Source organism: Paenibacillus sp. FSL R7-0272, from assembly GCF_037969905.1.
Taxonomy (GTDB): domain Bacteria; phylum Bacillota; class Bacilli; order Paenibacillales; family Paenibacillaceae; genus Paenibacillus; species Paenibacillus polysaccharolyticus.
Map to the genome: position 1 here is coordinate 4416009 of NZ_CP150221.1, position 26036 is coordinate 4442044.

Below are 26036 nucleotides of genomic sequence, written 5' to 3' on the forward strand. Positions count from 1 at the left end.
CTCGGGAATGACGAAGTTGCTCTTACGAGCCTTCCGTTTCCCCTCATTCCCGAGTTCATCTTGATCGTGTGATCTTCAGCAGCGGCATGGACAATCATGCTCCCATACATAAATGTATTCGACTAGGGCAAAATAATTGTCAACCATTCTGAAAAACTCCAAGAAAGGATGAACATTTATGAAAATGGGGATATGCACGCTGCTTCTAATCTTTGTTCTTACCGGCTGTAATACTTCTACACGTAACGCTTCACAGGAACCGCATGAGATGCATCCTAGAAGTTACGGAGGAAACATAACAACACAGCAAGAAGATCGAATGAATCCTTCACGCTTAGATCACTTCAACGAAAATACGGGCGAGGTACATGATCTCAATGTTGCGGATGATACAGAAATGGGCAGAATGACAAATAAAAAACGAGTGAGTCACCTCAAAGCACTCGCCAAGCAAGTTGAGGGTGTACAGGATGCTAACTGCGTTATACTCGGCAACACAGCGGTTGTCGGCATTGATGTTGATGGTGATCTCGAACGGGCACGCGTTGGCACCATTAAGTATGCCGTTGCAGAAGCTTTGCGCAAAGATCCGGAAGGTGTAGATTCCATCGTAACCGCCGATGCTGATGTCACGGAGCGTATCAAAGAAATTGGTGAGCATATTCGTAAGGGCCATCCCATTTCCGGCTTCGCTTCAGAACTTGCCGATATGGTAGGCCGTATCATTCCACAGCTTCCGAAAGATGTCAAAGTTCGTCAAAACCCGGATGAACCTGCCCAGGATCAATACATGCAACAACACACATCGGAAAAAAGACAACAAAAAGCCCAGTGATCTCTCACTAGGCTTTTTTCATGGCCGCAAAGACTTGCTCATCGAGCTTCTCAGCAGCACGTTGGTCGTATATTTTGACAAATTGAGGCACAGAGGACAGTTGAGCGCCATAAAACAACGCATTCCTCACCGCTTCAATTCGAATGTCGAAACAGCACATATTAAAGGGTACGTCTTGCAATGGATCTTGTTGCACGGAAGCACGTCCATTGACTGCATACACCATTTCTTCGCCAAAAACAGTAATTGTAACCAGCGGATTGTGTTTCATGTTATTTACCAGACGGGAACGATGATCAATTGCCAAACGAAAAGTTGATGCATTTTCAGCATAAATCCAGGAGATTGCTGTAGAAGTCGGACCTCCAGATTCCACATCCACGGTGTTAAGAAGCACAAAGGTCTCGTCTTTAAATTGCTGTAAAAGAGATTCTGTTAACTGTGTGACGGCTTCGGACATTCAACCAGCCCCCTAACCTTCTTTATGCAATTCTCATCTTGGTTGATGTTATTATATCACACCGCGAACCGAGCTTCCAATCCCCAAAACGATTGCTATTCTTTTGGAGATGACGCTGTGACTTTACCTGAAAGTGTATCTTGCAGTGCCTGTTTGGCATTGGCCAATTCTGTCTCATTGATATATACATAAGGACTTCTCCACTCCCCTGTAACCGGAGTAAAGTGTACATCTGCGGTGGAAATGTTCCAATAGGTTGCTATAAAGTTTTTCATTTGTTCGGATTCCACATCCGTGGTCATGTTTTTATCCACCGCACTGATCACTTTGCCAATCTTGGTGATTCCGCCAAGCGACTTCATCTGATCCAGCATGGCATTCATTACCTGGCTCTGACGTTTATTCCGATCAAAATCATTGGACTCCGCCGTTTTTGGTTTACAGTTGGACTTACGATAGCGAACAAAATCAAGTGCTTCTTTTCCGTCCAAGTGCTGAGCTCCTGCCTTCAGATTAATATCTGTATTGTCAGCCGTATCTCGGTAACACATGTTTTTATCTACTGTAACATCCACTCCACCGACAGCGTTAATCGCATCACGGAAAGCCTGAAAATTCAGAACGGTTGTATAATTAATATCCACACCGAGGTACTTACCCATCATATCCTTCATCTGGTCTTCTGCCTTCTTGCCAGATGTTTTTTCTTGTGTTTTAAATCGCGGATAATAAGCGTTCAGTTTGTTCGACTTATATCCGTCCAGCTGAATACGCGTGTCACGCGGTAAAGATACCACGGTGGCAGTCTTTGTATTCGGATTAAGTGCAGCAACCATCACAACATCCGATAAAAACGTACCTGTTTCGGGACGATTATCTGTACCAAGCAGCAACATCGTAAGCGGTTTGGTTGTAGCCGACATGCCTGGAGGAACGGGTTTATCTATTCCCGTATTCGCAACTTGGTTGTATAGCCAGTACATATATCCCCCACCGACCAGAATACCGATCACAAGCAGGCTGAGGAACACCCTGAAGAATGCGCGCATACGTTTCTTCTTCGGCGCCTTACCCTTACCGCTCTTGTTGCCTGAATTACCGGATGCATTCGAAGGTTGTCTTCGTGGAGGCAGTCCGTTTGAATTTGAAGTCATGTTCTCAACACCTTTATCACATCTGTTTGGTCTACATAAAACACAACCGCTTTCCCAAGGGAAAACGGATGTGTTTATGCATAGACAGCATTATGAGTTTCGAGCGGAAGCTTCCGCTTTTTTCTTTTGACGACCTTCAACGAAATAACGCACGCGCACTAACAGCATCAGACCTACAGCTACCAACAAACATTGAATGATGGGCAACTTATCGATCTGAAAAATAAGAAGCATGAACGTACCCATCGCCATCAAGATATACAACACAATTTCCTTACCGATTGGCAATTTCTGACGTACCCGAAAGACCTTGTTATACACGTAAGTAATCAGTACAAAGATGACGATATAGGCGATGATCGGGTGTGATGCAAACCATGCTTGCATGTTAAGGCATCTCCTTTCATGATCATGCTGTACAAAATTCAATCATTGAATGGACTTTACTGCTGCACAATGAGATTCTTAGGCGCTCGTTCGACCGTTCCGAGATCGGATCGTTCTTTTGATCGCTGTTGTCCCCGAATTTCTGTGAACACTCTTTCAAGTGTTGAAATTCGGTGACAAAGGCGAGCGCTTCGCTTCTTCAGAATCGATTCCTCTCCCTCCACTACCAGTGGCGAGAGACAGGAATCGTTCCATCGTGCAATAATGTCCCTTCAAACATTGGCTTTTGTACCTCTTAGGGTAGTGGGTATTACGCGTTATTTTGAGCCATTTTGCGTTGTTTTTCTGCACGCTCACGCTCGGATTTGTTCAAAAGTTTCTTACGAAGACGAATGGATTTCGGCGTGATTTCACAGTACTCATCATCGTTCAAATATTCAAGCGCTTGTTCCAACGAGAAGATAATTGGCGTTTTAATTTTAACCGTATCATCTTTACCGGAAGAACGAACGTTAGTCAGTTGTTTTTCTTTACAGATGTTAACAACGATATCATTGTCACGTGTATGCTCACCGACGACCATACCTTCGTAAATTTCTGTACCTGGCTCAAGGAAGAGCGTACCACGATCCTCAACACCCATCATTCCGTAGAACGTAGATGTACCCGTTTCCGTTGAAATCAGTACACCTTGGTGACGTCCACCCACTTGACCGGATACGACTGGAGCGTAGCTGTCAAATGCATGGTTCATTACGCCATAACCACGAGTCAATGTGAGGAAGTTCGTGCTATAACCAATCAGACCACGTGCAGGAATCAGGAACTCCAGACGGACTTGACCGCTACCATTGTTGATCATGTTAACCATCTCTGCTTTACGTGCGCCCAGGCTCTCCATGACGGAACCCATGCTTTCTTCAGGGATGTCAATCAACAAGCGCTCAACAGGCTCCATTTTCTTACCGTCAACTTCTTTGATGATAACTTCTGGTTTGGATACTTGAAGCTCATACCCTTCACGACGCATATTTTCAATCAGGATACCGAGGTGAAGTTCACCACGTCCGGAAACGATAAATGCATCCGGGCTCTCTGTTTCTTCAACACGAAGAGATACGTCAGTTTCCAATTCTTTTAACAAACGCTCGCGCAGTTTACGGGAAGTAACCCATTTACCTTCGCGGCCTGCGAATGGACTGTTGTTTACGAGGAATGTCATTTGCAGTGTTGGCTCATCAATTTTCAGAACCGGCAAAGCTTCAGGGTTGTTCGGATCAGCAATCGTTTCACCGATGTTGATATCCTTAATACCTGCGATCGCCACGATGTCACCTGCGCCAGCTTCCTCTGTCTCAACACGTTTCAGACCTTGGAAACCGAACAGTTTCTCGATACGAGCTGTTTTGCTTTTGCCATCACGCATAATAACAGTAACGGATTGGCCTTGACGGATCACACCGCGGTTTACACGACCGATAGCGATACGTCCAAGGTATTCATTGTAGTCCATCAGCGTAACGAGGAATTGCAGTGGCTCTTCAACGTTCTCTGTTGGATGAGGGATATGACTTACGATGGTATCGTAGATCGCCATCATGTTGTCATCTTGTTTGGCAGGATCGTCTTCCATGCTGGATGTTCCGTTCAATGCGGAAGCATATACAACAGGGAATTCAAGTTGTTGATCGTTGGCACCCAGTTCGATGAACAGGTCAAGTACTTCATCAATAACCTCAGCCGGACGAGCCGCTGGACGGTCAATTTTGTTTACAATTACGATTGGAGTCAGGTTGTGCTCCAGTGCTTTACGAAGTACGAACTTCGTTTGTGGCATGCAGCCCTCATAAGCGTCAACAACGAGCAATACGCCGTCAACCATTTTCATGATACGTTCTACTTCACCACCGAAGTCGGCGTGTCCAGGTGTATCTACAATGTTAATCAGGTAATCTTTATACGTTATAGCCGTGTTTTTGGCCAAAATCGTAATACCGCGTTCACGCTCCAAATCGTTGGAGTCCATTGCGCGCTCCTGTACAGTCTCGTGGTCACGGAATGTACCGGATTGCTGGAGCAACTTGTCGACGAGTGTTGTTTTCCCGTGGTCGACGTGGGCAATAATCGCAATATTGCGAATGTGTTCTCTTGAATGCATGGTTTGTATCCATATCCTTTCCAATTTCAATTCTTATCTACTAAACTTCCCGCAAAATCGCAGGTTACTCACAAAATAAGCGTCGGTGATAACCCGACGCATGTCTATATCCCTTATATTATAGTTTATCATAGGTAAAAATCAAGATATTTCGCTCGAAACTCCCTTGGTTAAGACCGGAGATGTTTACCATCCCCTGCCTCGGCCTATACGCCCTCGCCCAGCAAGCAACCAGACTCCACCCAAAATAAGCAGAACAGCAAGTACATAAATGATCCCTGTCTGTAACAGCGTAAACGCCAACAATACGATGGATACCGCTCCGATAATTAGGGCAGCAGGATAGACAAATTCGGGTCTTCGTCGCTCAACAGCACCATATCCAAGCAAGCCGACAGCTATTCCAAGCAATAGGGTTGGCCACAAATTTCTCATTAGCCCGGCTCCCCATATGTTCGTTATGCTGAACAGTACACCATACACCGTAAGAACTCCCGCAGGCATTAACGACCAGGACGGCGCAATTCGGGCATAAAACAATGCATAAAGAGCAATACCTGGCAGCAATAGCAACAGAGGCCAGAAATTTCGACCAATAAACCCAAACACTCCTAATTTACCGAGCAAAATGACAAGACCAGCAACTACAATAAATAATCCGATCGCTCTTTCATTCTTCATTATAATCACCTCTTGTTTTCGTTAATTATGTAATTCCGAACTATGCTGACTCTCCCAGTACTAAACACATTTTGAATTGTAAAAACAAGCTATAACCTGATGTTAACAGTGTATCTGATGTTTCCACAAAAAACTATACTGATGTCGAAAATGAGTCGTCCTAACTCAAGCGAAATATACATTATGCCTCCAATCTTAATCTGTATTCCCTTTAGAGACACCATATATAATATCAGATAAACTTACGATACGAAGATTCTTTCCCTCTTCATTGCTCTATCCTTTATCGTTCACATGCGAAAAAAACGCCGACTCTTCTTGACGGAACGCCTCCGGCATATTAAAAACAGAAAAGGTATCCCTTATGGGACACCTCTCAAACAAAAAGCAAATTCAAACTCATGTTGACATCTAGGCATTTCGGCGAACGAATCTATGTGCCCCTCCCGCCGCTATAACCAGACAAGCTAACGCTGCTGGTAACATTGCATGAGCTTGTGCTGCCATTCCGCCCAGCCACTCCCCTAGCTTCGGGTCTTTCATCAACATTTCTCCTGCGGTAAACGCAAGTATTCCTGATCCCGCATACACCAGAATCGGAAAGCGTTTGAGCAGTCCCACAATGACACCACTACCCCATACTACAATAGGAATACTAATAGCAATCCCGATAACAATTAGAGCCAGGTCTCCATCCGCCAATGCAGCTATCGCTAATACATTATCCAGACTCATCACAAAATCAGCTACCAATATTGTCTGAATCGCTTTCCAGGTTGTGGATGCGTTACGGATATGTACCTCATCATCGTTTTGAAGCAGCAGCTTCAGCGCAATCCAGAACAATAACAACCCGCCTGCCGCCTGAATAAAAGGAATCCCCAGCAACAGTACAGCCGCGAAAGTAAGTATGCAACGTAGAAGTACTGCACCAAGTGCTCCCCACCATACTGCTTTTTTACGTTGAGCTGGAGGTAAATCTTTGCTCGCCATTGCAATGACAACCGCGTTATCTCCACTCAATACCAGATTGATCATTAAAATTTGTGTTAACAGCCATAGCGTATCCATCTCCTCATCCCCCCACTCTAACTTGTATGTGAAAGATGTACATGCTATTCTTAGTGTTTGAAGAATATATAAGGAGTGACATATCAAATGGAGCTACTTAGTCCAACATTCTGGCTGTCCTTGTTGAATGTTGTCTTTATTGATCTGATCCTGGCTGGCGATAATGCCATCGTCATTGGTCTTGCAGCTAGAAATCTCCATCCTTCCGTGCAAAAAAAGGCGATCCTGTTCGGCACAGGCGGTGCACTTCTCATTCGGATTGCAGCCACCGTCGTTGTATTATGGTTGCTCAAAGTGCCTTGGCTCTTACTCGCAGGAGGCCTACTCCTGGTCTGGATTGCCTATAAACTGGTGGCAGATCAGGGAGAGGAGCACAATGACATTCAAGCCGATACTTCCCTCTGGGCCGCTGTTCGTACAATCATCATTGCGGATGCAGCCATGGGACTAGACAATGTGATTGCCGTAGCGGGGGCTGCGCAACAACATCTGGTACTTGTTATCCTCGGATTGCTGATCAGTGTCCCGATTATCGTTTGGGGTAGCACCTTGTTCATCAAACTGATGAACCACTTTCCCTGGATTATCTATGTTGGCGCTATGGTACTAGGTTACACTGCTGCAAATATGATTACTGAAGAGAAACGGATTATGCCTTTTTTCACGGAGCATCCGGCAATCCGCATCCTGTTCATCGCTGTAGTGATTGGAGGTGTTGTTTTTCTTGGTTACCGTAAACGAACTACAAGTAAGAAAGCCCAAGCTAAACAGCAACGTTCCTATTTATAGACGAGCCAAGGAAATAGAGGCAATAGAAGCAATACATTTACGAAATAACGTCTCACAAAAAGAACAGGACTACCCCCTTCTCACCTTGGTTAGTCCTGTTCTTTTTGTGTTCTATTTACATTTCATTTGTTATGTCTACCTCTAATTTGGCATGCCCCAAATAACCACCACATTTAAAACCAGTCATCCTTCATTTCACTGTTCTCTGGCTGCCCCGTCAATACTGAAGCTTCCCCGGCATACAAAGTTATCGTTTCTGTCTGTTCTACCGCTTGATCCAGCCATTCCGGCAGATGGTTCATCGTTGCTTCGATTTTATCCACAATCCGCAGATTCGGATTGGTGGATGGTGATTTTGGAACAAACAATGTACAGCAATCTTCATAAGGCAGAATCGAGATATCATACGTTCCAATCTGTTTGGAAAGTGAAATAATCTCCTGCTTGTCCATCATGACCAGCGGTCTCAGCAGAGGCAGGTCCGTAGCGCGGCCGATGACATTCATGCTCGGAAGGGTTTGGCTTGCCACCTGACCCAGACTATCACCAGTAATCAGCGCGAGAGCACGTTCACGTTCTGCCAGCTTGGTGGCAATTCGTAGCATGGAACGCCGCATTAAGGTAATAATCAGATTATCTTGACCCAACTGGGTGAATGCGGTCTGAATCTCTGTAAATGGAACCAGGTGTAATTTGATCGAACCTGCGTGATCTGCAAGCGCACGGGCAAGATCAATCACTTTTTCTTTGGCCCGCTGACTGGTAAAAGGATAACTATAAAAATGCACACACTCGACTTCGAGTCCCCGGCGCATGGAAGACCATGCAGCTACGGGACTGTCTATCCCTCCAGACAAGAGGACCATTGCCTTGCCATTTGTTCCAAGCGGGAATCCGCCTGCGGCAGGAATGACTTCACTGAAAATATAAGTGCCTTGTTCCCGGATTTCTACACGTAACTCGATATCAGGGTCACGCACATCGACCTTCAACTGTTGAAATTTGCGCAGAATCGGTGAACCGACCAAATGATTTGTTTCATGAGAAGAATGCGGGAAGGCCTTCCACACTCGACGCGCGTTTACCTTGAAGGTCGTGACTTCACCGAATTCTTCAGCTCGTTCATCCATAAACGCAACCGCAGTTTGAACAATTTCGTCAATCTCGGAAGGCGTTACTTTCACAGGACTGATAGACGCTACACCAAATACACGTTTGAGCACGGGAATAAGCTGTGTGTGGGATTCACCACCAAGATCCACGTAGACTCGTCCATATTCTTTACGCAGACTTGCCCCTGGATAAGGCTTAAGCAGTGCCTTGACTTGAGTGATGATCGTTTTCTCAAATCGCGCACGATTTTTTCCTTTTAACATAAACTCTCCAAAACGGAGAAGTAACATATCATAATTCAACATTTAATTTACATCCGCCTTTCGAGTGGCCGTAATTGTGCCACCATCTGATGCAGTGCCTTTTCCAGCATGGCTGCATCCTCTTCTGTATGTTCATCACCGAAACTAATTCGCAATCCCCCAGCGGCACAGGCAACATCTCTTCCCATGGCAAGCAGCACCCGGCTTGGCTCAGCCGAACGCGAGGAGCATGCCGACTGGGTAGACACCGTACAGCCAAGTTGCTCCAGGGTATGCAAGGCTACTTCTGCTTTCATAGCAGGATAGGAAAAATGTACAATATGTGGCGCTCCGTCGTGCGTACTGTTGAGCTCGAGCTCCGGGATAGCAGCAATCGTCTTCATCACTCGGTCTCGAAGAATGCGAATTCGACTCGAAAAATCAATCTGCCTTTCTGTTGCGATCCGCATTGCCTTGGCCATACCCACAATCAGAGCCGTATTCTCAGTGCCTGCCCTGAGCCCATGCTCCTGTGAGCCACCGGATAGCAGTGGTATAAGCTCTACGCCACTTCTCACATAGAGGAGCCCGGCACCTTTCGGCCCACGGATTTTATGAGCGGACAAACTGTACAGATCCGCTTTCCATTTGTCTGGTGCAACGTGCACTTTTCCGAAACCTTGTACGCCATCTACATGAAAAAGGACCCGTGGCGCGTTTTTTTTGAGCAGATTACCAATCTCTTCTACCGGATGAATCGCACCCGTCTCATTGTTCACATGCATCAGACTAACAAGCACGGTGTCCGAACGAACAGCTTTTAGTACCTGCTCAGCAGTAACGACACCTCTTGAATCTACAGGAATAAAGGTTACATCCCATCCCCATTGCTGTAACTGCAACACACTCTCATACACAGATGCGTGCTCCGTTGCCGTAGTTATAATATGTTTTCCCCGTGAACTATACCGAAGTGCAGCCCCCTTAATCGCGAGGTTATTACTCTCCGTTGCTCCGGATGTAAATACGATTTCATCTGCTTTTACACCGATTGTGGCTGCACAGCCTATCCGCGCTCGGCGTAGTAATTGATCTGCACGTTCACCGTATCCATGAATCGACGACGCATTTCCGAACTGTGTTTCCATAATTTCCGCCATCGTGCGAACCACATCGGGATATGGAGGAGTCGTTGCAGCATAATCAAAATATTTCAAAACAAGGTGCACCTTCCTTATTCGTTCGTTCATTAACCTATAGTGAGCATTGTAACACGATCTCCGTACAACACAAAAAAAAGACCAACTGAAAGTAAAATGTACCCTATAAGATGGACACTTAAAAAAGGTCATCTTGTAGGGTCTTTTTTGTGTACAATGAATAAAAAACGAGCGGTGGTCAAGCAAATGTCAAAAAAACACTTTACAATGCAAGAGCAAGATCAGTTGAGAAGAAATCCCTATGTAAGAAATGTTAGTGCTAAAGCGATTACATACACGGATGCATTCAAAGAACGATTTATTCAACAACATAGTCAAGGTACGCTTCCCAGTGAAATCTTTCAGGAAGCTGGCTTCCCCATTGACGTTTTGGGTGCAACCCGGATTCAAAAGGCTTCCAATCGGTGGCGTACGGCATTTCAGGAACAAGGATCTGCTGGATTAACGGATGGTAGAAAACACGCTTCAGGCCGTCCTCTAAACCGTGAATTAAGTCTTGAAGAAAAATATGCCCGTTTGGAAGCAAAAATGAAATGGCTTGAAGCGGAGAATGAATTCTTAAAAAAGCTCGATCACCTCGAAAGGCAGATGAGAAGAAAAAAATCCAACTCCGTACACGACAAAAATTCGAACTGATTCAACAGATGATGCATACCTGCTCTTTCCAAGGCAAGGTGCATGTTCTTTGTGCTATTGCTGGTGTTTCACGCTCAGGCTACTACCGCTATTGTAGTGAAAGCGCCAGGCTACATCGTCAAAAGCAGGAACAGGACGACCATAAGGTGAAAGCGATCATCCTGAAAGCCTACCATTACCGTAGGAGGAACAAAGGCGCACGTCAAATTAAAATGACGCTCGCACTTGAGTATAACGTCATATACAATCTTAAGCGCATTCGTCGGATCATGCAGAAGTACAACATCGTTTGTCCCATTCGAAAAGCAAATCCAGCACGTCGTATGGCTAAAGCGACGCAAGAGCATCGAACCTGTCCCAACCTGTTAAAGCGAGCCTTTAAGCCAGGAATTGCAGGCAAGGTTCTCTTAACCGACATTACGTACTTAACTTATGGGATAAGCAAACGAGCCTATCTATCAACGATTAAAGATGCCGAGACGAATGAAATATTAGCCTATGAAGTCTCCGCTTCCCTTGGATTGGACATTGCAATGGAGTCGTTGAAACAACTCAAAAAGCATAGGCATCTGACTTCGGATGCCTTGATTCATTCGGATCAAGGATTTCACTATACAAGCCCCAAGTTCCAAAAGCTTGTGAAACAAATGGGGTTCAATCAATCCATGTCACGGCGAGGAAACTGTTGGGACAACGCTCCACAAGAATCCTTCTTTGGGCATTTTAAAGATGAAACCAATTTTAAAACATGCATGACTCTGGAGGAGGTTAAGCAAGAAGTAAAGAGCTACATGATCTACTACAATCATTATCGAGGCCAATGGAACTTAAACAAGCTGCCGCCTGCAAGATACAGACGACAGCTTGAAGCTGCCTAACCTTTTTTAATTTGTCCTTTACAAGGGGTACATTTTAAAGTAGGCAATGAAGGCCTGCCTTTTAAGCTGGATCTCTTTGTTTGGGACATGCTCAGAAGATGTCCATTTTAGATCGAATATTTGGAACGAGCCCGTTCAACTTTGGTAATATAATTTTGCGTTTCCACAGGCAACAAATGGAGCATGCTCATCAGTTCATTATCATTGGTAACGCCCAGTCTGGACAACCGACCTGGGCCAGCATTATAGGCTGCCAAAGCCATTTTCTCCTGCCCGCCAAAACGCTGGAGCTGAAGAGATAAATATTTGGTTCCGGCATCAATATTCTGACCCGGGTCGAAGGAGTCACTCACACCAAGTCCGGCTGCCGTACCATCCATTAATTGCATCAGCCCCTTCGCACCTGCCGAAGAGACAACATTCGGATTAAAACCCGATTCTGTATCGATGACCGCTTTGATTAAAGATTCAGGGACCCCGTACTTCGCACTGGCCTGTGAGATCAGTGATTCGAAATCCGTAGGCACGGATTTGCCGGAATCAGCTTGTCCTGTATTGCTCAAAGCAAGCAATGAATCCAGATTACCTGCTTGGGAAGAACCCGTAATATTCGTATCAGGACTATAGGAACTGCCAAGTTGCAGCCACAACAAACCGTCGTTGGATCGCTTAGAGGTGGAAGTTTGATTTTCCGCATCGCTCAGACTACGATTATCCGCATTTAACAGTCCATCCATCATATTTGAAAAGTCAGTCGTCGAACCAGTTGGCACAGCTGATCCGTTCGTTTGATTATTGATATTGGACAATTGCAACTCCAATAATTGCCGCGAATTGCGTGGATCAATTTGCATGAGTTAATTCCACTCCCGTTTCATTCAAGCTAGATGACTTTATTCTACATGGTTTTACAGACAGGTTCCATCATTTTCATAAAAAATAGCTGATTAGACGTTAAAAATATGCGCAAATGTGAAAAAACCTTCTGATTCACCATAAGGAAGTGAATACAGAAGGCTTTTCTATTGTCCTGAGATCCGAGGATAACTCTCCCATCCCATGAACGAATGTCCGCTTTTTTAACGTGCAAAAGGAATCATAAAAAAGTAACTCAGTGTAGCGACGATACCTAGTCCGATGGACCAGGCTCCTGCTGTCTTGCGTCCATTCACATAAGCATAATAACCAAGTACAGCCGCAGCGGGACCCAATACAATGGACCACATGAACAACGATGCGATACCAAAAGCAAGACCCATATACCCTGCAACACGGCCTGTTGATTCCATTACACGATCAGCCTCATGTTTCTGCGGTACTGCATCTGAATGCACACGGTCGCTCTCCCTGGTTCGCACGGTTGCTCGCGGCGTAATCTCCGCACCGTATTCCTCACGATATGCTTTTCTTGGATAATCCACACGCTGGCGCTGTTGTTGGCTCTGCGATTCTGTGTTGTAACGATCCAAATGTTCGTCATTGAAATCATCATTCTTCACGTGAAAGCACCTCCGTTAATGGATTGGATGACTGCTTACTTGGGTCTGAATGTGTGACAGCATGTTGCTGAAGAGGTACGCGCATGATCATGATGATCGGAGTCAAAAGTCTCTCCGGCAAATTCCTCATGCAGACGACGGGTAGCGTGCTGGTCAATGTCAATCATGATGGCATCAGCCTGGCAAAAGTTGTTTTCTCCCCAGAAATGACAGTTGGAAACGCTGCATTTGACAATTGGTTTGTCATGGCTCATTTTTTATCACCTCGACATCTAATGTTCCCACGCGCCAAATCCGATATTCTTCGCCGAAATGCCAGATGATAACATGTATCAGGATACGTATTTATCTAAAGTCATTCAGTTCGAAACGAACATTCCATCCTTACATCCAAACAAAAAAAACCGCCACAAGGGCGGTCTGTCTGTTACGAAATATTAGGCGTGGTTACGTTGGCTTTGCATACGACGCTGGGTCAAATAATCACTCTCGTAATAGGCCAAGTCGTCACGAAGTTCTTCATAAGTCTTGGAAATTTCCAAAATGACGTCGCGTACAGCCCGAATCGGCTTATCACGGAAACGGATGGCATCCTGACCTGTGTAAGCATATCTTCCGTCCTCAGAGTAGCACTCATTTTTCGGATAGAAAAAGCTGTTCACACTTTGGTGATACGTATTATAAAGAGCCTTTTCGGCAAATTCGACATCAAAGTTGGCACGACGCAGCACAACGCCAAGTTTTTCGTAAGAAACTTCAGAAAAAACGAGCAAATGACGGAGATCTGAAAGGAAACCTTTGTAGAAGGCGGTTGACTCCTCCGTCTGGTTCTGATCCAGTTCAGGCAAAGCATTTTCATTCAAAAACTTTTCGATCCGATCGATCGCCGGTTTTAACTTTTCTCTGGTTGACTCACATGTTTTTTGTACATTGGCTGCTGACATAAAGGTAGCTCCCCCTTAAATAAGTCCTTACATTTTTACATCTAGGTAGGCCAAACCATGTTTGTTTCCTGACCTTTTGAATACTCAGATATAATCCTACCATAAAAAGTTGACGAGCGGTATCCCTTAATCGTGCTTTCCATTCCTGTCATGATATATGCTTCGGAACATGCAATGACTCTAAACTCTTTTGTATAAAAATATGTGCTTCTCCTAACGATAACTACATCCGTGACAACGACGATGCGTTCAAGCACGCCGTATAAGTCATTGTCCAAAATGAACGAGGAGGTTCTGTCTTATGTCCAGACCAAGGTGGATCAACTGGGCTCTCGCAGCAGGTGCGGGCGCCTTAGCGCTGACCTTACTGCTTCCAACATCCAACCGTACCGTACCCAAGCCAAGCGCTATGCAGGAGAATCCTCAGAAGGAACATGCAAGCAAGCAGCGTCTGAAAGTTCAGGATATCAAAGCCACCGATCTGCTGACCCGTGTAGATGCCAAACAGCACCTCGGGATCATACTGGATAAAACGAACACGATGACAGATGCACAGGTGACCCGTTATATGAAAGATCTTCAAGATTCACACGGGCACATGCGGTCTATTCAATTAATGAATATGGATGACTCATCGAGTAAACGATTTGATCGTGCGTTCAAAGAAGGTAGTAAACTGGAGCAACAAAAATTATCTCATGCAATGAATTTGGCAAAAAAAGCGGTACACAAGCGTCAAAGCTTCGAGTCCTCTTCGTTTCCACTTGGAAAAGAAAAATACTTTGTCATGGGACAACCCTCCAAGGATGGCAAACGAGCCATCATCGCTCTGTTTAGTCAAAGTGTATTAAATGCCGTGGAAGAGCATCAGCGTAAAAATTTGCGGATGATTCCTTATCCACGTGAAGGGAAATTCAAAATCGAATCGGTTCATCCCGACACATTAAACGAAATCACGGTTAAGACCGGGCATGACAACGCCAATGCAAGCCATTTTTACGAAAATGAAATCGTCATTCGTTTCCGGCAAGATCCGGGTGAACGAGATATGCGCATCATTCGTTCTGACGTGAAGACGCAGTCTGCTCGCAAGCTCGGTTATACGTATGTTTTTCGGTCTGAAACGATGAATTATAAACAATTGCGAGATTATTTCGGAAGTAAATGGAATCCGCTGTATATGGAACCCCACTATATGTACTTAACCAATGAAACGGCCGCTGAACAACCGGATGTACCCATCCCTAACGATGTACTTTTCTCGGATTATCAGTGGAATCTGCCTGCCATTGAGACAAATCGCGGGTGGAATATTACGAAGGGCAACAAAGATGTTATCGTAGCCGTGGTAGATACAGGTGTTGATGTGAATCACCCGGATCTCAAAGGAAAATTGCTCGAGGGATACAATGTCGTGAATCCGGGCAACAAACCGCTCGATGATGTCGGTCATGGTACCCATGTTGCCGGTATCATCGGAGCGATTGTAAACAATAACGAAGGTGTAGCTGGCATGAGCTGGTACAATAAGGTGCTCCCTGTCAAAGTACTGGACAACTCGGGATCAGGTACAACGTATGCGGTTGCTGAGGGCATCATTTGGGCAGCCGATCATGGCGCCAAAGTCATTAATATGAGTCTTGGTAACTATGCGGACGCTCAATTTCTCCATGATGCTATTAAATACGCTTTTGACCGGGATATCGTACTTATCGCTGCAACCGGCAACGATAATACCGAGCGTCCGGGATATCCTGCTGCTTATCCCGAAGTTTTTGCGGTCTCTGCTACAGACCCGGATATGAATAAAGCCTCTTACTCCAACTATGGAGACTATGTGGATGTCATGGCTCCCGGATCAAGTATTGCTAGTACGTACCCGGACAATCAGTACGCTGCTCTGTCAGGCACATCCATGGCTAGTCCACACGTCGCAGCACTTGCAGGATTAATTCGCTCGTTGAACCCGGATCTGACCAATACGGAGGTTATGGATCTGATGCGGCAAAGTGTAATTGATCTAGGGGAACCCGGCCATGATAAGTACTACGGTTATGGTCAGATCGATGTATACAAAGCGTTACAAGCCGCATCGGGAAGCAGTGCTCCGTTACAGTTCTGGCCTCAGCATGTCAGACAGCAGATGGATAACACGATGAAAAAATATATCCAATAATATCTTATTGAATAACCTTAACTTCTGGGATAAGCGTTAATCTCCAGGTTATTCGGACATCAGAGTGGACTGTGTACGTTTTTCTGGTCGAATTATACCAAAAACAAAAGCAGCTGCGCCCCGGGGCGTATGCTGCTCTTTGGTTTGATTCTTTTTCCCGGGGCGTTAACTGCGATTAGCGCTTGCGAGAAGTCGAGCGGGCTTTGCTAGATTTTTTCACGGATTTTTTCTTATGGCTGGATACATACATTGGACCTTCTTCTCTGATAACAACGGGGTACATATGATGAGGTATTGGAACACAGTGATGTTGCTTCACAACTTCAATCGGGTGGATTACAGGTACGATCTGTGGAATGTAATAATCCTGAACAACCTGAATCGGGTCACATACAATCGGTGAAACCTCTGGACAACAATGGTTCATCATTTCAAACCAACTCCCTTTCAAGTGATACTATAACCTATTGCAGTGAACCCGATGTGGTATGGATGGATGTCCATATTCTTAAAAATTAAATGAGCGGTAGCCTGTCCGCCGTTGCCCCAGCATGTTGTGATGAGACCCTCTCAATGACAGTACACAGAATTCGAAGCCCTTGCTTCAGCGCTTCACTACTCGTCACAGTGAAACATATCCGTAAACTCGTTGTGTCACTTTCCGCAACATAACAGGCTGAACCAGGCAAAAAAGACACGCCAGCAGCGAGGGACTGCCGATGCAGTTCATGCATATCCATATTCCCCTGCAATTCGAGCCATAAATTAAGCCCCCCCTCAGGAAGACGCCACTGCATCTCGTTCGTTGCATACTGCTCGAGCACCTCTGAGGCAACACACAAGCGCGAGTAGAGTTCTTCTCGGAGCTGATAAACGTAAGTGTCATACTGTTCCTGAATATAAGCTTGAAGTGCTTTTTGAGTTAATAACGGACTCCCAAGATCGGCCGTAGACTTCGCGGCCACAAGCCGGGTAAGCACACTTCCATCGGCTATAGCACAAGCTACACGGCAACCGGGGGAGAGTACTTTGCTGAAACTTTTAATGTAAACCACATGCCCCGCACTATCCATGGACTTAATCGAAGCCGGTGGCGGCTCACGAAAGTATAAATCTGCAAACGGATCATCTTCCAGAATGAGGCAGTGATAGCTTTGTGCGATATTTAGCAATTGGGCCCGTCTCTGAGTACTCATCGTCACACCTGTCGGATTGTGATATGTAGGGATCGTATAGATTAGCTTGGGCGGATATGTATCACACAAGCGGGTAAGCAGATCGATACGCATACCTTCATTGTCCATAGGAACGGTAATGATTTTGGCTCCTCGACTCGTGAACACATCTATAGCCCCTGTATACGTTGGTGCCTCCATATATACGACATCTCCAGGACCGATAAATGTACGAGCTACCAGATCAATCCCCTGCTGTGCTCCGCTTGTAATTAACATTCTTTCAGGCGTAACTTGCAGTCCGCGAGAAGCAAAATGTGTTGCAAAAGTCTGTCTTAGTTCCCAATCCCCCTGAAATGATCCATAGGCCGCCATGCGCTCTGCATGATCTGAGGACAAGTGATAGGCGCTATTGATAATATCACGCGTAGGTAATAACTCAGGCTGAATCGCTGACATATGCAGTTCATATCGGACTTGAGGGGATGCGTCAAAATGTCTCCACAGTTGTGCTCTGGGTAAATAATCTACCAGTGTCATCTGCCAGTTCAACGAAACACCGGAATCGCTGGTGCTCATTTTGCTATGGGCAACTGCTTCTCTGGACATTTGATCCGAAGGCTCTGTTCCCCTTACATAACAGCCTTTTCCCTGAGAGCAACGAACGAGTTGTATAGCCTCCAGTTCCGCATATGCTTTAGTTACAGTTACCAAACTAACGCCTAAATCAGCGGTCATCTTACGAACAGATGGCAACCTCGTTCCCGGTTCAATCAAACCTGAGCGGATACGATCTGCAATGGTCAGAGCAATCTGCATATATAATTTGGTACTGCTTCCCCTTTTAAGCTCAATATGCATGTCTACTCATCCCCCTAACTGTTATGATCGTTGTTTTACTGTTATAGTGCGCTACGTCTAATATAGTTTATAATATCAGTATAACAGTGAATAACAGGAGATGAGAATAATATGAGTACACCTTGGTCTAAAATGGCACAAAACACCCCGTCCTCTGTCGTTCGCGACATGTTGCAGGCTGCTCAGGCACCTGGAATGATATCACTTGCTGGTGGATTGCCAGCACAGACTTCATTTCCACTGGAAGCTATACGCCTGGCGTATGAAAAAGTATTTATGAGCGGATCAGCCGCTCTTCAATATGCTGAAACGGAAGGTTACCGTCCTCTTCGTGTCAAAATCGCCGAGCGTCTGGAATCGAAAGGACTTCCGGCCTCACCTGATCATATGCTTTTGACTACTGGGTCACAGCAATCAATTGATCTCATCTGCCGAATCCTTTTAGATCCCGGTGATCGCGTGCTCGTGGAATCACCCACTTATCTAGCCGCCTTGCAAGTCATTCAATCCTATCAAGGAGTATCTCATGGAGTCGCTTGTGATGATCACGGCATGTTGCCTGAATCACTCGAGGAACAGCTTCAGTTGCATCGTCCTAAACTCGTCTACATTAACCCTACGTTCTCCAATCCGACAGGAAAAGTTTGGTCACGGGAAAGAAGACAACAAGCCGTAGATTTGTGCCGTAAATATGGTGTACTTATTCTGGAAGATGACCCTTATGGCGAAATCCGCTTTAACCCGGAACAGCTGGACGTACCCGCTCTCGCTGCACTCGATGCCGCTTCCTATGAAGGACCATCTAACGTGATTTACACCAGCACCTTTTCCAAAACAGTAGCCCCAGGTCTTCGTACAGGCTGGATTCTGGCTGCTCCCGACATTGTCAAAATCGCTGCTCGGGCCAAACAAGGCGCAGATTTGCATTCGAGTAGCATTGATCAGCGGGCACTCCATGCCTTGCTTGAGACCTTTGATTTGGATGGCCACATTCGCCACATCTCTCAGGACTATGAAGAGCGCATGAAAAAGCTAACCACGCTCATGGCTTCTAAATCCTGGAATGGCATTACATGGAACTCCCCACAAGGCGGAATGTTCCTATGGCTACAATTACCTGAAGGTATGCTCGCCAGCAATCTATTTACTTATGGCATTCAGGAAAAAGTGTGCATCGTGCCTGGAGATTCCTTCTATGCCGGCACGCCAGAGCTTAACCGGATGCGTATCAACTTTACTCATACTGACCCTGAACTTCTTCCTGAGGCCGTGGAGCGAATGGATCGCGCGATTCAGCGCTGGCATGCTTCCAATCAATCAGACCATGTCGTTACCATGTAACTGATCGGTAAAGCATGAAAACTGTAATCATCTGTAATTGATCACCATAACAGTTGACCGCTTATTCCATATATGGGATAGGCGGTTTTCTTTAAAAACAAAAAAATAAGGCGGCAAATTCGTTAATCCGAATCTGCTGCCTTATTTTATATAACCTGTCCCGTCGTGAACAGGAACATTTCATTTTAAAAGTTGTTGTTGCAGTTAGGAAAGCTTACCGTAAGCCGGGTTCTGTACTCTTCGTGGTTCAAACGGGAACTACCCTCCCACCAGAAGCGACAATCATCTATCTAGGCCATGCATTGCTACACAGCTCAAGCGACCAACCTAGACACACCTCGGGCTAAGGCTGTCTCCTCCAAAGAGGGGACCGTGTCCCATTAGGTCTTGCTCCAGATGGGGTTTACCAGGAACGAAGTCACCAGCGTTCCTCGGGGTCTCTTACACCTCGGTTCCATCCTTGCCTGTGCCGGGAAACCCGGCCATCGGCGGTCCATTTCTGTGGCACTATCCTTCAACTCGCGCTGACTGGACGTTATCCAGCATCCTGCCCTGTGGAGCCCGGACTTTCCTCTCGTGGCAACAAAGGCCACCAGCGATTGTCTGTCAAGCTTTCCGAACAACATTACATAGTATACAGGCATTTGCTGTCCCACACAAGCTAAATATTAATGGAAATCAGGCTACATGCTCTCTTTTACAAGAAACGAAATACTTCAGTATCCACCTCAGATGCAGTGACCTGTGTCTCGTATCGCTGATCCGCTAGTCGGCCACGAAGCCAATCTGCTGTTTTCGGTTTCATGATCTTCTCCGTGTTATGACCCGGATCAATAATGCACATCCCTGCCATTAACGCGTCATGTGCCGTGTGGTAATCAATATCTCCGGTTACAATGACATCCGCACCCTTGAAACGTGCAGTGAGCACATAACGACTACCCGAGCCGCCTAGCACAGCCGCTTTCTTGATTCTTTTGTTCAAATCACCGACAACGCGCACATGAGGCACATTTAATTGGGCTTTCACGACCTCTACCAGCTCGCCAAGTGTTTTAGATTCCCGAAGAGGTCCAAGACGTCCTAGGCCAAGTGTACGCCCTTTTAAATCCATTGCATAAAGGTCATATGCCACTTCTTCATAGGGATGCGCTTGTAACATCGCCTGAATGACCTTGCCCCGCAAACTTTGAGGTACAACCGTTTCAATCCGCATTTCTTCCACACGTTCCATCTGCCCCTGTGATCCGATAAAAGGCTGAGTCCCTTCACCAGGTACAAATGTGCCTGTTCCTTCGGTGCTAAAACTGCATTTATTATATTGACCGATACTACCTGCTCCAGCTTCCAAAATCGCCTGCAGTACCTGCTCATGATGCGTCCTAGGCACAAATACCGCCAGCTTGTACAACTGATCTGTGTGCACATCCTCGAGCGCTTCCTTGCTCTCAATGCCAAGCGCCTCAGCCATCCAGTCATTGATACCACCTTCAGCCACGTCGAGATTCGTATGACTGATGTAAACCGCGATGTCATGCTTGATCAGCTTTTCATACAATTTGCCCATAGGCGTATCGGTGCTGAGTGATTTTACGGGACGGAAAATAATCGCATGATGGGCAATAATCAGATTGGCTCCGATCCGAATTGCTTCATCCACAACCTCATTCGTGACATCCAGCGCTACAAGCACATGGGTAATGTCCTTTTGCAGACTTCCCAGCTGCAAGCCAATACGGTCGTCGGGTACTGCCAGATGTTTAGGAGCAAGTTGCTCCATAAATTGAATTACGGTTTGACCTTTGGCAAACATGCCAATACCTCCTTCAAACTCATGATAAGCTGTTCCACCTCTGCTGCTTTGTCCCTGGAAGAATCCTGATCGGACTTGGAGATGGACTGTACCACACTCTGTAATTTAAGTATCTCACTTTCCCATTTGGCAAAAAATACGTCTGTTGCACGGTCCACCAAGTACGGCCCCATACGCAGTAGCAAATCTTCAGTTAACTCCACGTCACCCTGTAACGGGCGAGCACGATATACCTCTTCATTCGTGATTGGGCTGCTCCCTTGCGGCATTGCGGTAATAATTTCATAAATCTTGCCATCCTCTTCAAGAAGTTGCTCAGCCACGACAACCCATTGATGCTGAAGTAGCCAGCGTCGCAAAATATCCTCGCCTACATTGGGTTGCAGAATCAGAAGCTGCACACCTTCCAGTTTGGAGATTCCCCGATCTAAAATGGAGGCGATCAGTGCGCCGCCCATGCCAGCAATGGTAATTACATCAACCTCTCCAGCAGTAATGACATCGAGACCATCTCCACGACGTACCGTGATTTGCGATTGAAGTCCGGCATCACTGACCTGTTTAGAAGCCGCATCATAAGGACCCGGATTGACTTCCCCAGCTATTGCACTCACCGCTTGTCCACTACGGATTGCAGCGACGGGTAGTAAAGCATGGTCTGATCCAATATCCGCCAGCCGACTACCTTCAGGAATTTGGTCATGTATTTGTTGTAATCGATTCGAAAGTTTCATGGGGCACCTACACCATTCATTTAATTTATTGATTTGCATTGCGTAAAGAAAAGCGATAAAATAAAATCCAATCAAACATTTCAAGGATGAATTTCCAAAAGAAAGAAATCTAACCGTTCAAATTAAAACGAAAGGAGACCCCGCCGCCGCCAAAGCGTCTCGCAGAAAGTCTCCCATAGTTTAATTATTCGAGGAAATCCTTAAGTCGTTTGCTTCGACTCGGGTGACGCAATTTACGAAGAGCCTTGGCTTCAATCTGACGAATACGCTCACGAGTAACACCAAAAACTTTTCCAACTTCTTCAAGTGTTCTCGTACGTCCATCGTCCAGACCAAAACGCAGACGAAGAACATTTTCTTCACGCTCCGTCAATGTGTCCAGAACATCTTCTAGTTGCTCTTTCAAAAGCTCATAGGCAGCAGCATCTGCTGGAGCCAATGCTTCCTGGTCCTCGATGAAATCACCCAGATGGGAATCGTCTTCTTCACCAATTGGTGTTTCCAAGGAAACCGGTTCTTGAGCAATTTTTGTAATCTCACGCACTTTTTCTACGCTTAGATCCATCTCCGCAGCGATTTCTTCAGGAGTCGGTTCGCGTCCAAGTTCTTGCAATAGTTGACGGGATACCCGAATCAGCTTATTAATTGTTTCTACCATGTGCACAGGGATACGGATCGTACGTGCTTGGTCAGCAATTGCACGTGTAATCGCCTGACGAATCCACCATGTCGCATACGTACTGAACTTGTAACCCTTTTTATGGTCAAACTTCTCTACCGCTTTAATCAGACCCATGTTACCTTCCTGAATCAGATCAAGGAACAGCATTCCGCGTCCTACATAACGTTTAGCAATACTTACAACGAGACGAAGGTTCGCTTCAGCCAGACGGCGCTTCGCTTCTTCATCCCCGTTTTCAATCCGTTTTGCGAGTTGCACCTCGTCATCAGCTGACAACAAAGGTACACGTCCGATCTCCTTCAGGTACATCCGTACAGGGTCATTAATTTTGATTCCAGGTGGCAAGCTCAGATCATCGTCAAAGTGGAACTCATCGTCGCCATCTCTGCCGCCATTTTCGGAATCCTCGCTAGGACGAAGGGTTACCTCTTCATCATTTTCGTTAACAACATCAATACCGAGGTCACTGAGTTGTTCGTAAAACTCATCCATTTGCTCTGCATCCTGCTCAAACGGAGAAAGTTTCTCAATAATTTCCTTATAGTTGAGTGAAGCTCTTTTCTTACCTGATTCAATCAATTGATCTTTAACCTGATCCAGTGTCAATTCTGTTTCTAGTTCAGTATGCTGATCATTCGCCATAACTCGACTCCCTCCTCCCTAGAAACATCCAAGTCATCCAGACGTTCACTGTCTCTCTAGGGCAATCATCTCAAGTGCAATTTGTGCCGCGCGTACAGAATCACCTGCCCGCTCTGCAGCAATCATTTCTTCCTTTTTTAAATCGTACTGTTTTTTGCGCGGATACTTCAACACTTCCCTGATGCAATCATCGAGCACTTGGACGCTCCATTCACCCGGGCCATCCATCATCGAGATTGAGCTGACCGTCTTTTCCAGACGATCATCATGCAACGAAGACATAAAACGACTTGTATCCGGCGGTTTGCCCTGTGCATAATAGGCATATAGATAAGCAGCAATTGCTGCATGATCATCCAAGTTAAAAGCTTCGCCAAGATGTTCATTTACATACTGAGCTGCTTCATCATCCTGTAACATCCAGGCAATCAGTTTGCGCTCAGCAGCATGGTATGCCGGCAACAGATTGGGTGTAGGCACCTGCCTATTTTGTTGCCTACCATTATTCCACCTTTTCGGGTTATTATCCCCATAATCCTCGTTATTTTTCATCGCTTCCCGTTCCTCGTTACATTCTTGCTTCAATGTTTCGAAAGATACATCGACTTCAGCAGCAAGTTCACGAAGATACACTTCACGCTCTGTTGGTGAGGACAAGGGAGCAATCAATTTCACTGCTTCTTTGGAATAAGCGATTTGTCCGCCGCCTTCTAGCAGTATATGGTTTTTCTTGAGGTTTATAAGCTTAAATTTTGTAGTTGTTACGGCGCCATCAACAATCTGGTTACGGAATCGTTCACCGCCGTGCTTGCGAATAAAATCATCTGGATCAAGTCCATCAGGAATGAGTGCCACCTTAACCTGCAATCCAGCCTCCTCCAAAATGGGGAAGTTTTTCATTGCGGCAGCCTGTCCGGCTCGGTCGCCGTCATAACAGAGGATAACCTCATCACACATGCCCTTGATCATTAAAGCCTGATTCTCCGTAAGCGCCGTTCCCATGGCTGCGACACCATTCTGAACGTCCTGATCCCACGCGGAGATCACATCACCGTAGCCTTCAAACAAAATGACCTGTCTCTGTTTCCGTATTGCATTTTTAGCTTGGTGCAGATTGTAGAGAACACGGCCTTTGTTGAACAACCTGGTTTCTGGCGAGTTCAAATATTTCGGCTGTCCATCCCCCAAGATCCGCCCTGCAAATGCAATCGGCTTGCCACTTCTACCATGGATCGGAAACATGATTCGATCTCTGAACTTGTCCACATATCCTTGACCTTCACTTCGTTCTGACAGAAGTCCGCCTCGTTCCATCTCATCGAGTGGATAAGTGCGCTTCTCCAGAAATTGTACGAGCGTGTCCCAACGATTTGGCGCATAACCAATCTGGAACTGATCAATCAATTTGTCACCAATACCTCGCGAGCGTAAATATTCCATGGCCACTTTGCCATGCTCTGTATTTTTCAACAGAAAATGATACAGCTTCGAGGTAAGCTCATAAGCTTCCAGCAGACGTGCCGTCTCCGGATTTACATGAGCAGATTCACGACCCTGCCAGTCACCCATGGAGATATGACTTTCTTCTGCCATCGTTTTGACAGCCTCGGGAAAGGATAACCCTTCGATTTCCATCCTAAATTTGATGGCATTTCCGCCCGTGCCGCAACCGTAGCAATAGAAAATCTGTTTCTCAGGTGTAACGGTGAACGAAGGCGTCTTCTCGGAATGAAAAGGGCAGAGGCCTTTCATATATTTCCCCTGCTTGGTCAGATGCACAAATCGGCTTACCGTATCGACGATATCATGCTGTTGCAATACCGATTCAATAATACTTTCGGGTATTCCGCCTTGTCCGGTACTCATCTCGGCCACCTTCATCTCTTCTAACACGTAAATATAATTCGATAAACTTACACATTCTCCTGCAAATCTTTCAAAAGTTTTGTCAGTTTATGTTGAAAAATTTCTCGATCATGCTCTGTAAAGGGTTTTGGGCCTTTCCCATAATGCCCTCTGCGCCTAGCTTTGGCCGCAGTATGGCGGGAATCGAGCATAAAATCAATATCTCGATCGTTAAATTCTCGGCCTCTAAAAGATAAAACATAACAACGTTTGCCAAGAGCCAGCGCCGCGAGTCCATAATCCTGCGTAATAACCACATCATATGGCTTAATATGATTCGCGATGTACAGATCTGCGCTCTGATCACTACGATCCACTTGCACGGTTCGTACACCTTCCCCTCCTTGCAACAAATGATCAAAGGAAGAAACAAGTAATACAGGAACCTGAAAGAGACGTGCAGTGTTAGCGATCTCCGTCTTGACCGGGCAAGCATCTCCATCAACTACGATGTGACGTATATTCAATTCACTCAAACCTATACCACCCGGTTTCATAAAATATCTGCATATTGTAATATACGACCTCAGTCATTGAAAATCCTTCTGAGTCTAATGGAGAAAAAACAGAGGCTAAAAATACGGAGCGGTTGTCCAAATCATTGAGCAACCCGTTCCGTATATTTATACCCTCATATTTC

At 45.7% G+C, this 26036-nt stretch carries 24 protein-coding genes and 1 other RNA gene; 5 read left to right on the forward strand and 20 right to left on the reverse strand.

The features are described from left to right. The first annotated feature begins 178 nt into the window (after positions 1-178). Complete coding sequence (locus MKY23_RS19635) at positions 179-835, forward strand: YhcN/YlaJ family sporulation lipoprotein (protein WP_154957771.1); 657 nt, start codon at positions 179-181, stop codon at positions 833-835. Positions 836-842: 7 nt separating this feature from the next. Here the strand turns inward: MKY23_RS19635 and MKY23_RS19640 are convergent, their stop codons facing one another. From MKY23_RS19640 to MKY23_RS19665, 6 genes are all read right to left on the reverse strand, one after another. Beyond that, positions 843-1295 (reverse strand): pyridoxamine 5'-phosphate oxidase family protein, encoded by a 453-nt coding sequence (locus tag MKY23_RS19640; RefSeq protein WP_090923776.1) that lies wholly within the window; start codon positions 1293-1295, stop codon positions 843-845. A gap of 95 nt (positions 1296-1390) precedes the next feature. Then, complete coding sequence (locus tag MKY23_RS19645; protein WP_154957772.1) at positions 1391-2449, reverse strand: LCP family protein; 1059 nt, start codon at positions 2447-2449, stop codon at positions 1391-1393. Between the two features lie 90 nt (positions 2450-2539). Next, the gene (locus MKY23_RS19650; RefSeq protein ID WP_090923778.1) at positions 2540-2836 is read right to left on the reverse strand and encodes a YlaH-like family protein; all 297 of its coding nucleotides are present in this window, start codon (positions 2834-2836) and stop codon (positions 2540-2542) included. Between the two features lie 310 nt (positions 2837-3146). Continuing rightward, a complete protein-coding gene (gene typA / locus MKY23_RS19655) occupies positions 3147-4994 on the reverse strand; it encodes a translational GTPase TypA (RefSeq protein ID WP_339831577.1) in 1848 nt (615 codons plus the stop codon). A 186-nt stretch (positions 4995-5180) separates the two neighbouring features. Beyond that, complete coding sequence (locus tag MKY23_RS19660) at positions 5181-5681, reverse strand: hypothetical protein (protein WP_339839579.1); 501 nt, start codon at positions 5679-5681, stop codon at positions 5181-5183. A gap of 405 nt (positions 5682-6086) precedes the next feature. Beyond that, positions 6087-6746 carry a TerC family protein gene (locus MKY23_RS19665; protein WP_339831579.1) on the reverse strand — a complete coding sequence of 220 codons (660 nt, stop codon included), beginning with the start codon at positions 6744-6746 and terminating at the stop codon, positions 6087-6089. 87 nt (positions 6747-6833) lie between these two features. Here MKY23_RS19665 and MKY23_RS19670 point away from each other — a divergent pair, with 87 nt between their 5' ends. Continuing rightward, positions 6834-7535 carry a TerC family protein gene (locus MKY23_RS19670; protein ID WP_339831581.1) on the forward strand — a complete coding sequence of 234 codons (702 nt, stop codon included), beginning with the start codon at positions 6834-6836 and terminating at the stop codon, positions 7533-7535. 173 nt (positions 7536-7708) lie between these two features. On the opposite strand, the gene thiI is transcribed toward MKY23_RS19670, so the two are convergent. Both thiI and MKY23_RS19680 read right to left on the reverse strand, forming a co-directional pair. Beyond that, positions 7709-8950 carry a tRNA uracil 4-sulfurtransferase ThiI gene (gene thiI / locus MKY23_RS19675; RefSeq protein ID WP_339839582.1) on the reverse strand — a complete coding sequence of 414 codons (1242 nt, stop codon included), beginning with the start codon at positions 8948-8950 and terminating at the stop codon, positions 7709-7711. 8 nt (positions 8951-8958) lie between these two features. Then, positions 8959-10107, reverse strand: coding sequence for a cysteine desulfurase family protein (locus MKY23_RS19680; protein WP_339831583.1), 1149 nt, complete (start codon positions 10105-10107; stop codon positions 8959-8961). A gap of 189 nt (positions 10108-10296) precedes the next feature. Here MKY23_RS19680 and MKY23_RS19685 point away from each other — a divergent pair. Further along, positions 10297-11624, forward strand: a protein-coding gene (locus MKY23_RS19685; RefSeq protein ID WP_260511209.1) for an IS3 family transposase whose coding sequence is annotated in 2 segments (ribosomal slippage) — positions 10297-10666 and positions 10666-11624 — 1329 coding nt in all. Because the reading frame shifts where the segments join, the coding sequence is not laid out codon by codon here. Positions 11625-11731: 107 nt separating this feature from the next. Here MKY23_RS19685 and MKY23_RS19690 read toward each other — a convergent pair. The 4 genes from MKY23_RS19690 to MKY23_RS19705 form a co-directional block, all read right to left on the reverse strand. Next, positions 11732-12478 carry a transglycosylase SLT domain-containing protein gene (locus tag MKY23_RS19690; protein WP_339831586.1) on the reverse strand — a complete coding sequence of 249 codons (747 nt, stop codon included), beginning with the start codon at positions 12476-12478 and terminating at the stop codon, positions 11732-11734. Between the two features lie 225 nt (positions 12479-12703). Then, positions 12704-13093, reverse strand: coding sequence for a hypothetical protein (locus tag MKY23_RS19695; protein ID WP_154888625.1), 390 nt, complete (start codon positions 13091-13093; stop codon positions 12704-12706). Positions 13094-13158: 65 nt separating this feature from the next. Beyond that, positions 13159-13377, reverse strand: a complete 219-nt coding sequence (locus MKY23_RS19700) for a DUF1540 domain-containing protein (RefSeq protein ID WP_090914705.1) — start codon at positions 13375-13377, stop codon at positions 13159-13161. A gap of 183 nt (positions 13378-13560) precedes the next feature. Further along, on the reverse strand, positions 13561-14067 hold the full coding sequence (locus tag MKY23_RS19705; protein WP_090914707.1) for a YpuI family protein: 507 nt from the start codon (positions 14065-14067) through the stop codon (positions 13561-13563). Positions 14068-14368: 301 nt separating this feature from the next. Between MKY23_RS19705 and MKY23_RS19710 the strand changes: the two genes are divergently transcribed. Beyond that, complete coding sequence (locus MKY23_RS19710; RefSeq protein ID WP_221788937.1) at positions 14369-16243, forward strand: S8 family peptidase; 1875 nt, start codon at positions 14369-14371, stop codon at positions 16241-16243. 175 nt (positions 16244-16418) lie between these two features. Here MKY23_RS19710 and MKY23_RS19715 read toward each other — a convergent pair whose 3' ends face one another. Together MKY23_RS19715 and MKY23_RS19720 are read right to left on the reverse strand one after the other, a co-directional pair. Beyond that, a complete protein-coding gene (locus MKY23_RS19715; protein ID WP_244159157.1) occupies positions 16419-16673 on the reverse strand; it encodes a hypothetical protein in 255 nt (84 codons plus the stop codon). An 85-nt stretch (positions 16674-16758) separates the two neighbouring features. Beyond that, positions 16759-18279, reverse strand: a complete 1521-nt coding sequence (locus tag MKY23_RS19720) for a PLP-dependent aminotransferase family protein (RefSeq protein WP_339831594.1) — start codon at positions 18277-18279, stop codon at positions 16759-16761. 111 nt (positions 18280-18390) lie between these two features. On the opposite strand from MKY23_RS19720, the gene MKY23_RS19725 reads away from it, so the two are divergent. Further along, the gene (locus MKY23_RS19725; RefSeq protein ID WP_154983201.1) at positions 18391-19620 is read left to right on the forward strand and encodes a PLP-dependent aminotransferase family protein; all 1230 of its coding nucleotides are present in this window, start codon (positions 18391-18393) and stop codon (positions 19618-19620) included. Positions 19621-19825: 205 nt separating this feature from the next. On the opposite strand, the gene rnpB is transcribed toward MKY23_RS19725, so the two are convergent. The 6 genes from rnpB to MKY23_RS19755 all read right to left on the reverse strand — a co-directional run bounded on the left by rnpB (position 19826) and on the right by MKY23_RS19755 (position 25893). Beyond that, positions 19826-20235: RNase P RNA component class A (rnpB, locus tag MKY23_RS19730), an RNA gene on the reverse strand. 82 nt (positions 20236-20317) lie between these two features. After that, positions 20318-21433 carry a Nif3-like dinuclear metal center hexameric protein gene (locus tag MKY23_RS19735; protein WP_339831598.1) on the reverse strand — a complete coding sequence of 372 codons (1116 nt, stop codon included), beginning with the start codon at positions 21431-21433 and terminating at the stop codon, positions 20318-20320. Further along, positions 21409-22167 carry a class I SAM-dependent methyltransferase gene (locus tag MKY23_RS19740; RefSeq protein WP_339831600.1) on the reverse strand — a complete coding sequence of 253 codons (759 nt, stop codon included), beginning with the start codon at positions 22165-22167 and terminating at the stop codon, positions 21409-21411. Before MKY23_RS19740 ends, MKY23_RS19735 begins: the two co-directional genes overlap by 25 nt. A gap of 184 nt (positions 22168-22351) precedes the next feature. Continuing rightward, positions 22352-23491, reverse strand: a complete 1140-nt coding sequence (gene rpoD / locus MKY23_RS19745) for an RNA polymerase sigma factor RpoD (protein ID WP_090914720.1) — start codon at positions 23489-23491, stop codon at positions 22352-22354. A 45-nt stretch (positions 23492-23536) separates the two neighbouring features. Further along, positions 23537-25357, reverse strand: coding sequence for a DNA primase (gene dnaG / locus MKY23_RS19750; RefSeq protein WP_339831602.1), 1821 nt, complete (start codon positions 25355-25357; stop codon positions 23537-23539). A gap of 47 nt (positions 25358-25404) precedes the next feature. Further along, positions 25405-25893 carry a DUF188 domain-containing protein gene (locus MKY23_RS19755; protein WP_339831605.1) on the reverse strand — a complete coding sequence of 163 codons (489 nt, stop codon included), beginning with the start codon at positions 25891-25893 and terminating at the stop codon, positions 25405-25407. Positions 25894-26036 lie beyond the last annotated feature (143 nt).

Excerpts from the sequence above, each read along its gene's own strand:
- MKY23_RS19635 (WP_154957771.1), top strand. The coding sequence starts at position 179 with ATGAAAATGGGGATATGCACGCTGCTTCTAATCTTTGTTCTTACCGGC.
- MKY23_RS19640 (WP_090923776.1), bottom strand. The coding sequence starts at position 1,295 with ATGTCCGAAGCCGTCACACAGTTAACAGAATCTCTTTTACAGCAATTT.
- MKY23_RS19645 (WP_154957772.1), bottom strand. The coding sequence starts at position 2,449 with ATGACTTCAAATTCAAACGGACTGCCTCCACGAAGACAACCTTCGAAT.
- MKY23_RS19650 (WP_090923778.1), bottom strand. The coding sequence starts at position 2,836 with ATGCAAGCATGGTTTGCATCACACCCGATCATCGCCTATATCGTCATC.
- typA (WP_339831577.1), bottom strand. The coding sequence starts at position 4,994 with ATGCATTCAAGAGAACACATTCGCAATATTGCGATTATTGCCCACGTC.
- MKY23_RS19665 (WP_339831579.1), bottom strand. The coding sequence starts at position 6,746 with ATGGATACGCTATGGCTGTTAACACAAATTTTAATGATCAATCTGGTA.
- MKY23_RS19670 (WP_339831581.1), top strand. The coding sequence starts at position 6,834 with ATGGAGCTACTTAGTCCAACATTCTGGCTGTCCTTGTTGAATGTTGTC.
- MKY23_RS19690 (WP_339831586.1), bottom strand. The coding sequence starts at position 12,478 with ATGCAAATTGATCCACGCAATTCGCGGCAATTATTGGAGTTGCAATTG.
- MKY23_RS19700 (WP_090914705.1), bottom strand. The coding sequence starts at position 13,377 with ATGAGCCATGACAAACCAATTGTCAAATGCAGCGTTTCCAACTGTCAT.
- MKY23_RS19705 (WP_090914707.1), bottom strand. The coding sequence starts at position 14,067 with ATGTCAGCAGCCAATGTACAAAAAACATGTGAGTCAACCAGAGAAAAG.
- MKY23_RS19710 (WP_221788937.1), top strand. The coding sequence starts at position 14,369 with ATGTCCAGACCAAGGTGGATCAACTGGGCTCTCGCAGCAGGTGCGGGC.
- MKY23_RS19715 (WP_244159157.1), bottom strand. The coding sequence starts at position 16,673 with ATGATGAACCATTGTTGTCCAGAGGTTTCACCGATTGTATGTGACCCG.
- MKY23_RS19720 (WP_339831594.1), bottom strand. The coding sequence starts at position 18,279 with ATGCATATTGAGCTTAAAAGGGGAAGCAGTACCAAATTATATATGCAG.
- MKY23_RS19725 (WP_154983201.1), top strand. The coding sequence starts at position 18,391 with ATGAGTACACCTTGGTCTAAAATGGCACAAAACACCCCGTCCTCTGTC.
- MKY23_RS19735 (WP_339831598.1), bottom strand. The coding sequence starts at position 21,433 with ATGTTTGCCAAAGGTCAAACCGTAATTCAATTTATGGAGCAACTTGCT.
- MKY23_RS19740 (WP_339831600.1), bottom strand. The coding sequence starts at position 22,167 with ATGAAACTTTCGAATCGATTACAACAAATACATGACCAAATTCCTGAA.
- rpoD (WP_090914720.1), bottom strand. The coding sequence starts at position 23,491 with ATGGCGAATGATCAGCATACTGAACTAGAAACAGAATTGACACTGGAT.
- dnaG (WP_339831602.1), bottom strand. The coding sequence starts at position 25,357 with ATGAGTACCGGACAAGGCGGAATACCCGAAAGTATTATTGAATCGGTA.
- MKY23_RS19755 (WP_339831605.1), bottom strand. The coding sequence starts at position 25,893 with ATGAAACCGGGTGGTATAGGTTTGAGTGAATTGAATATACGTCACATC.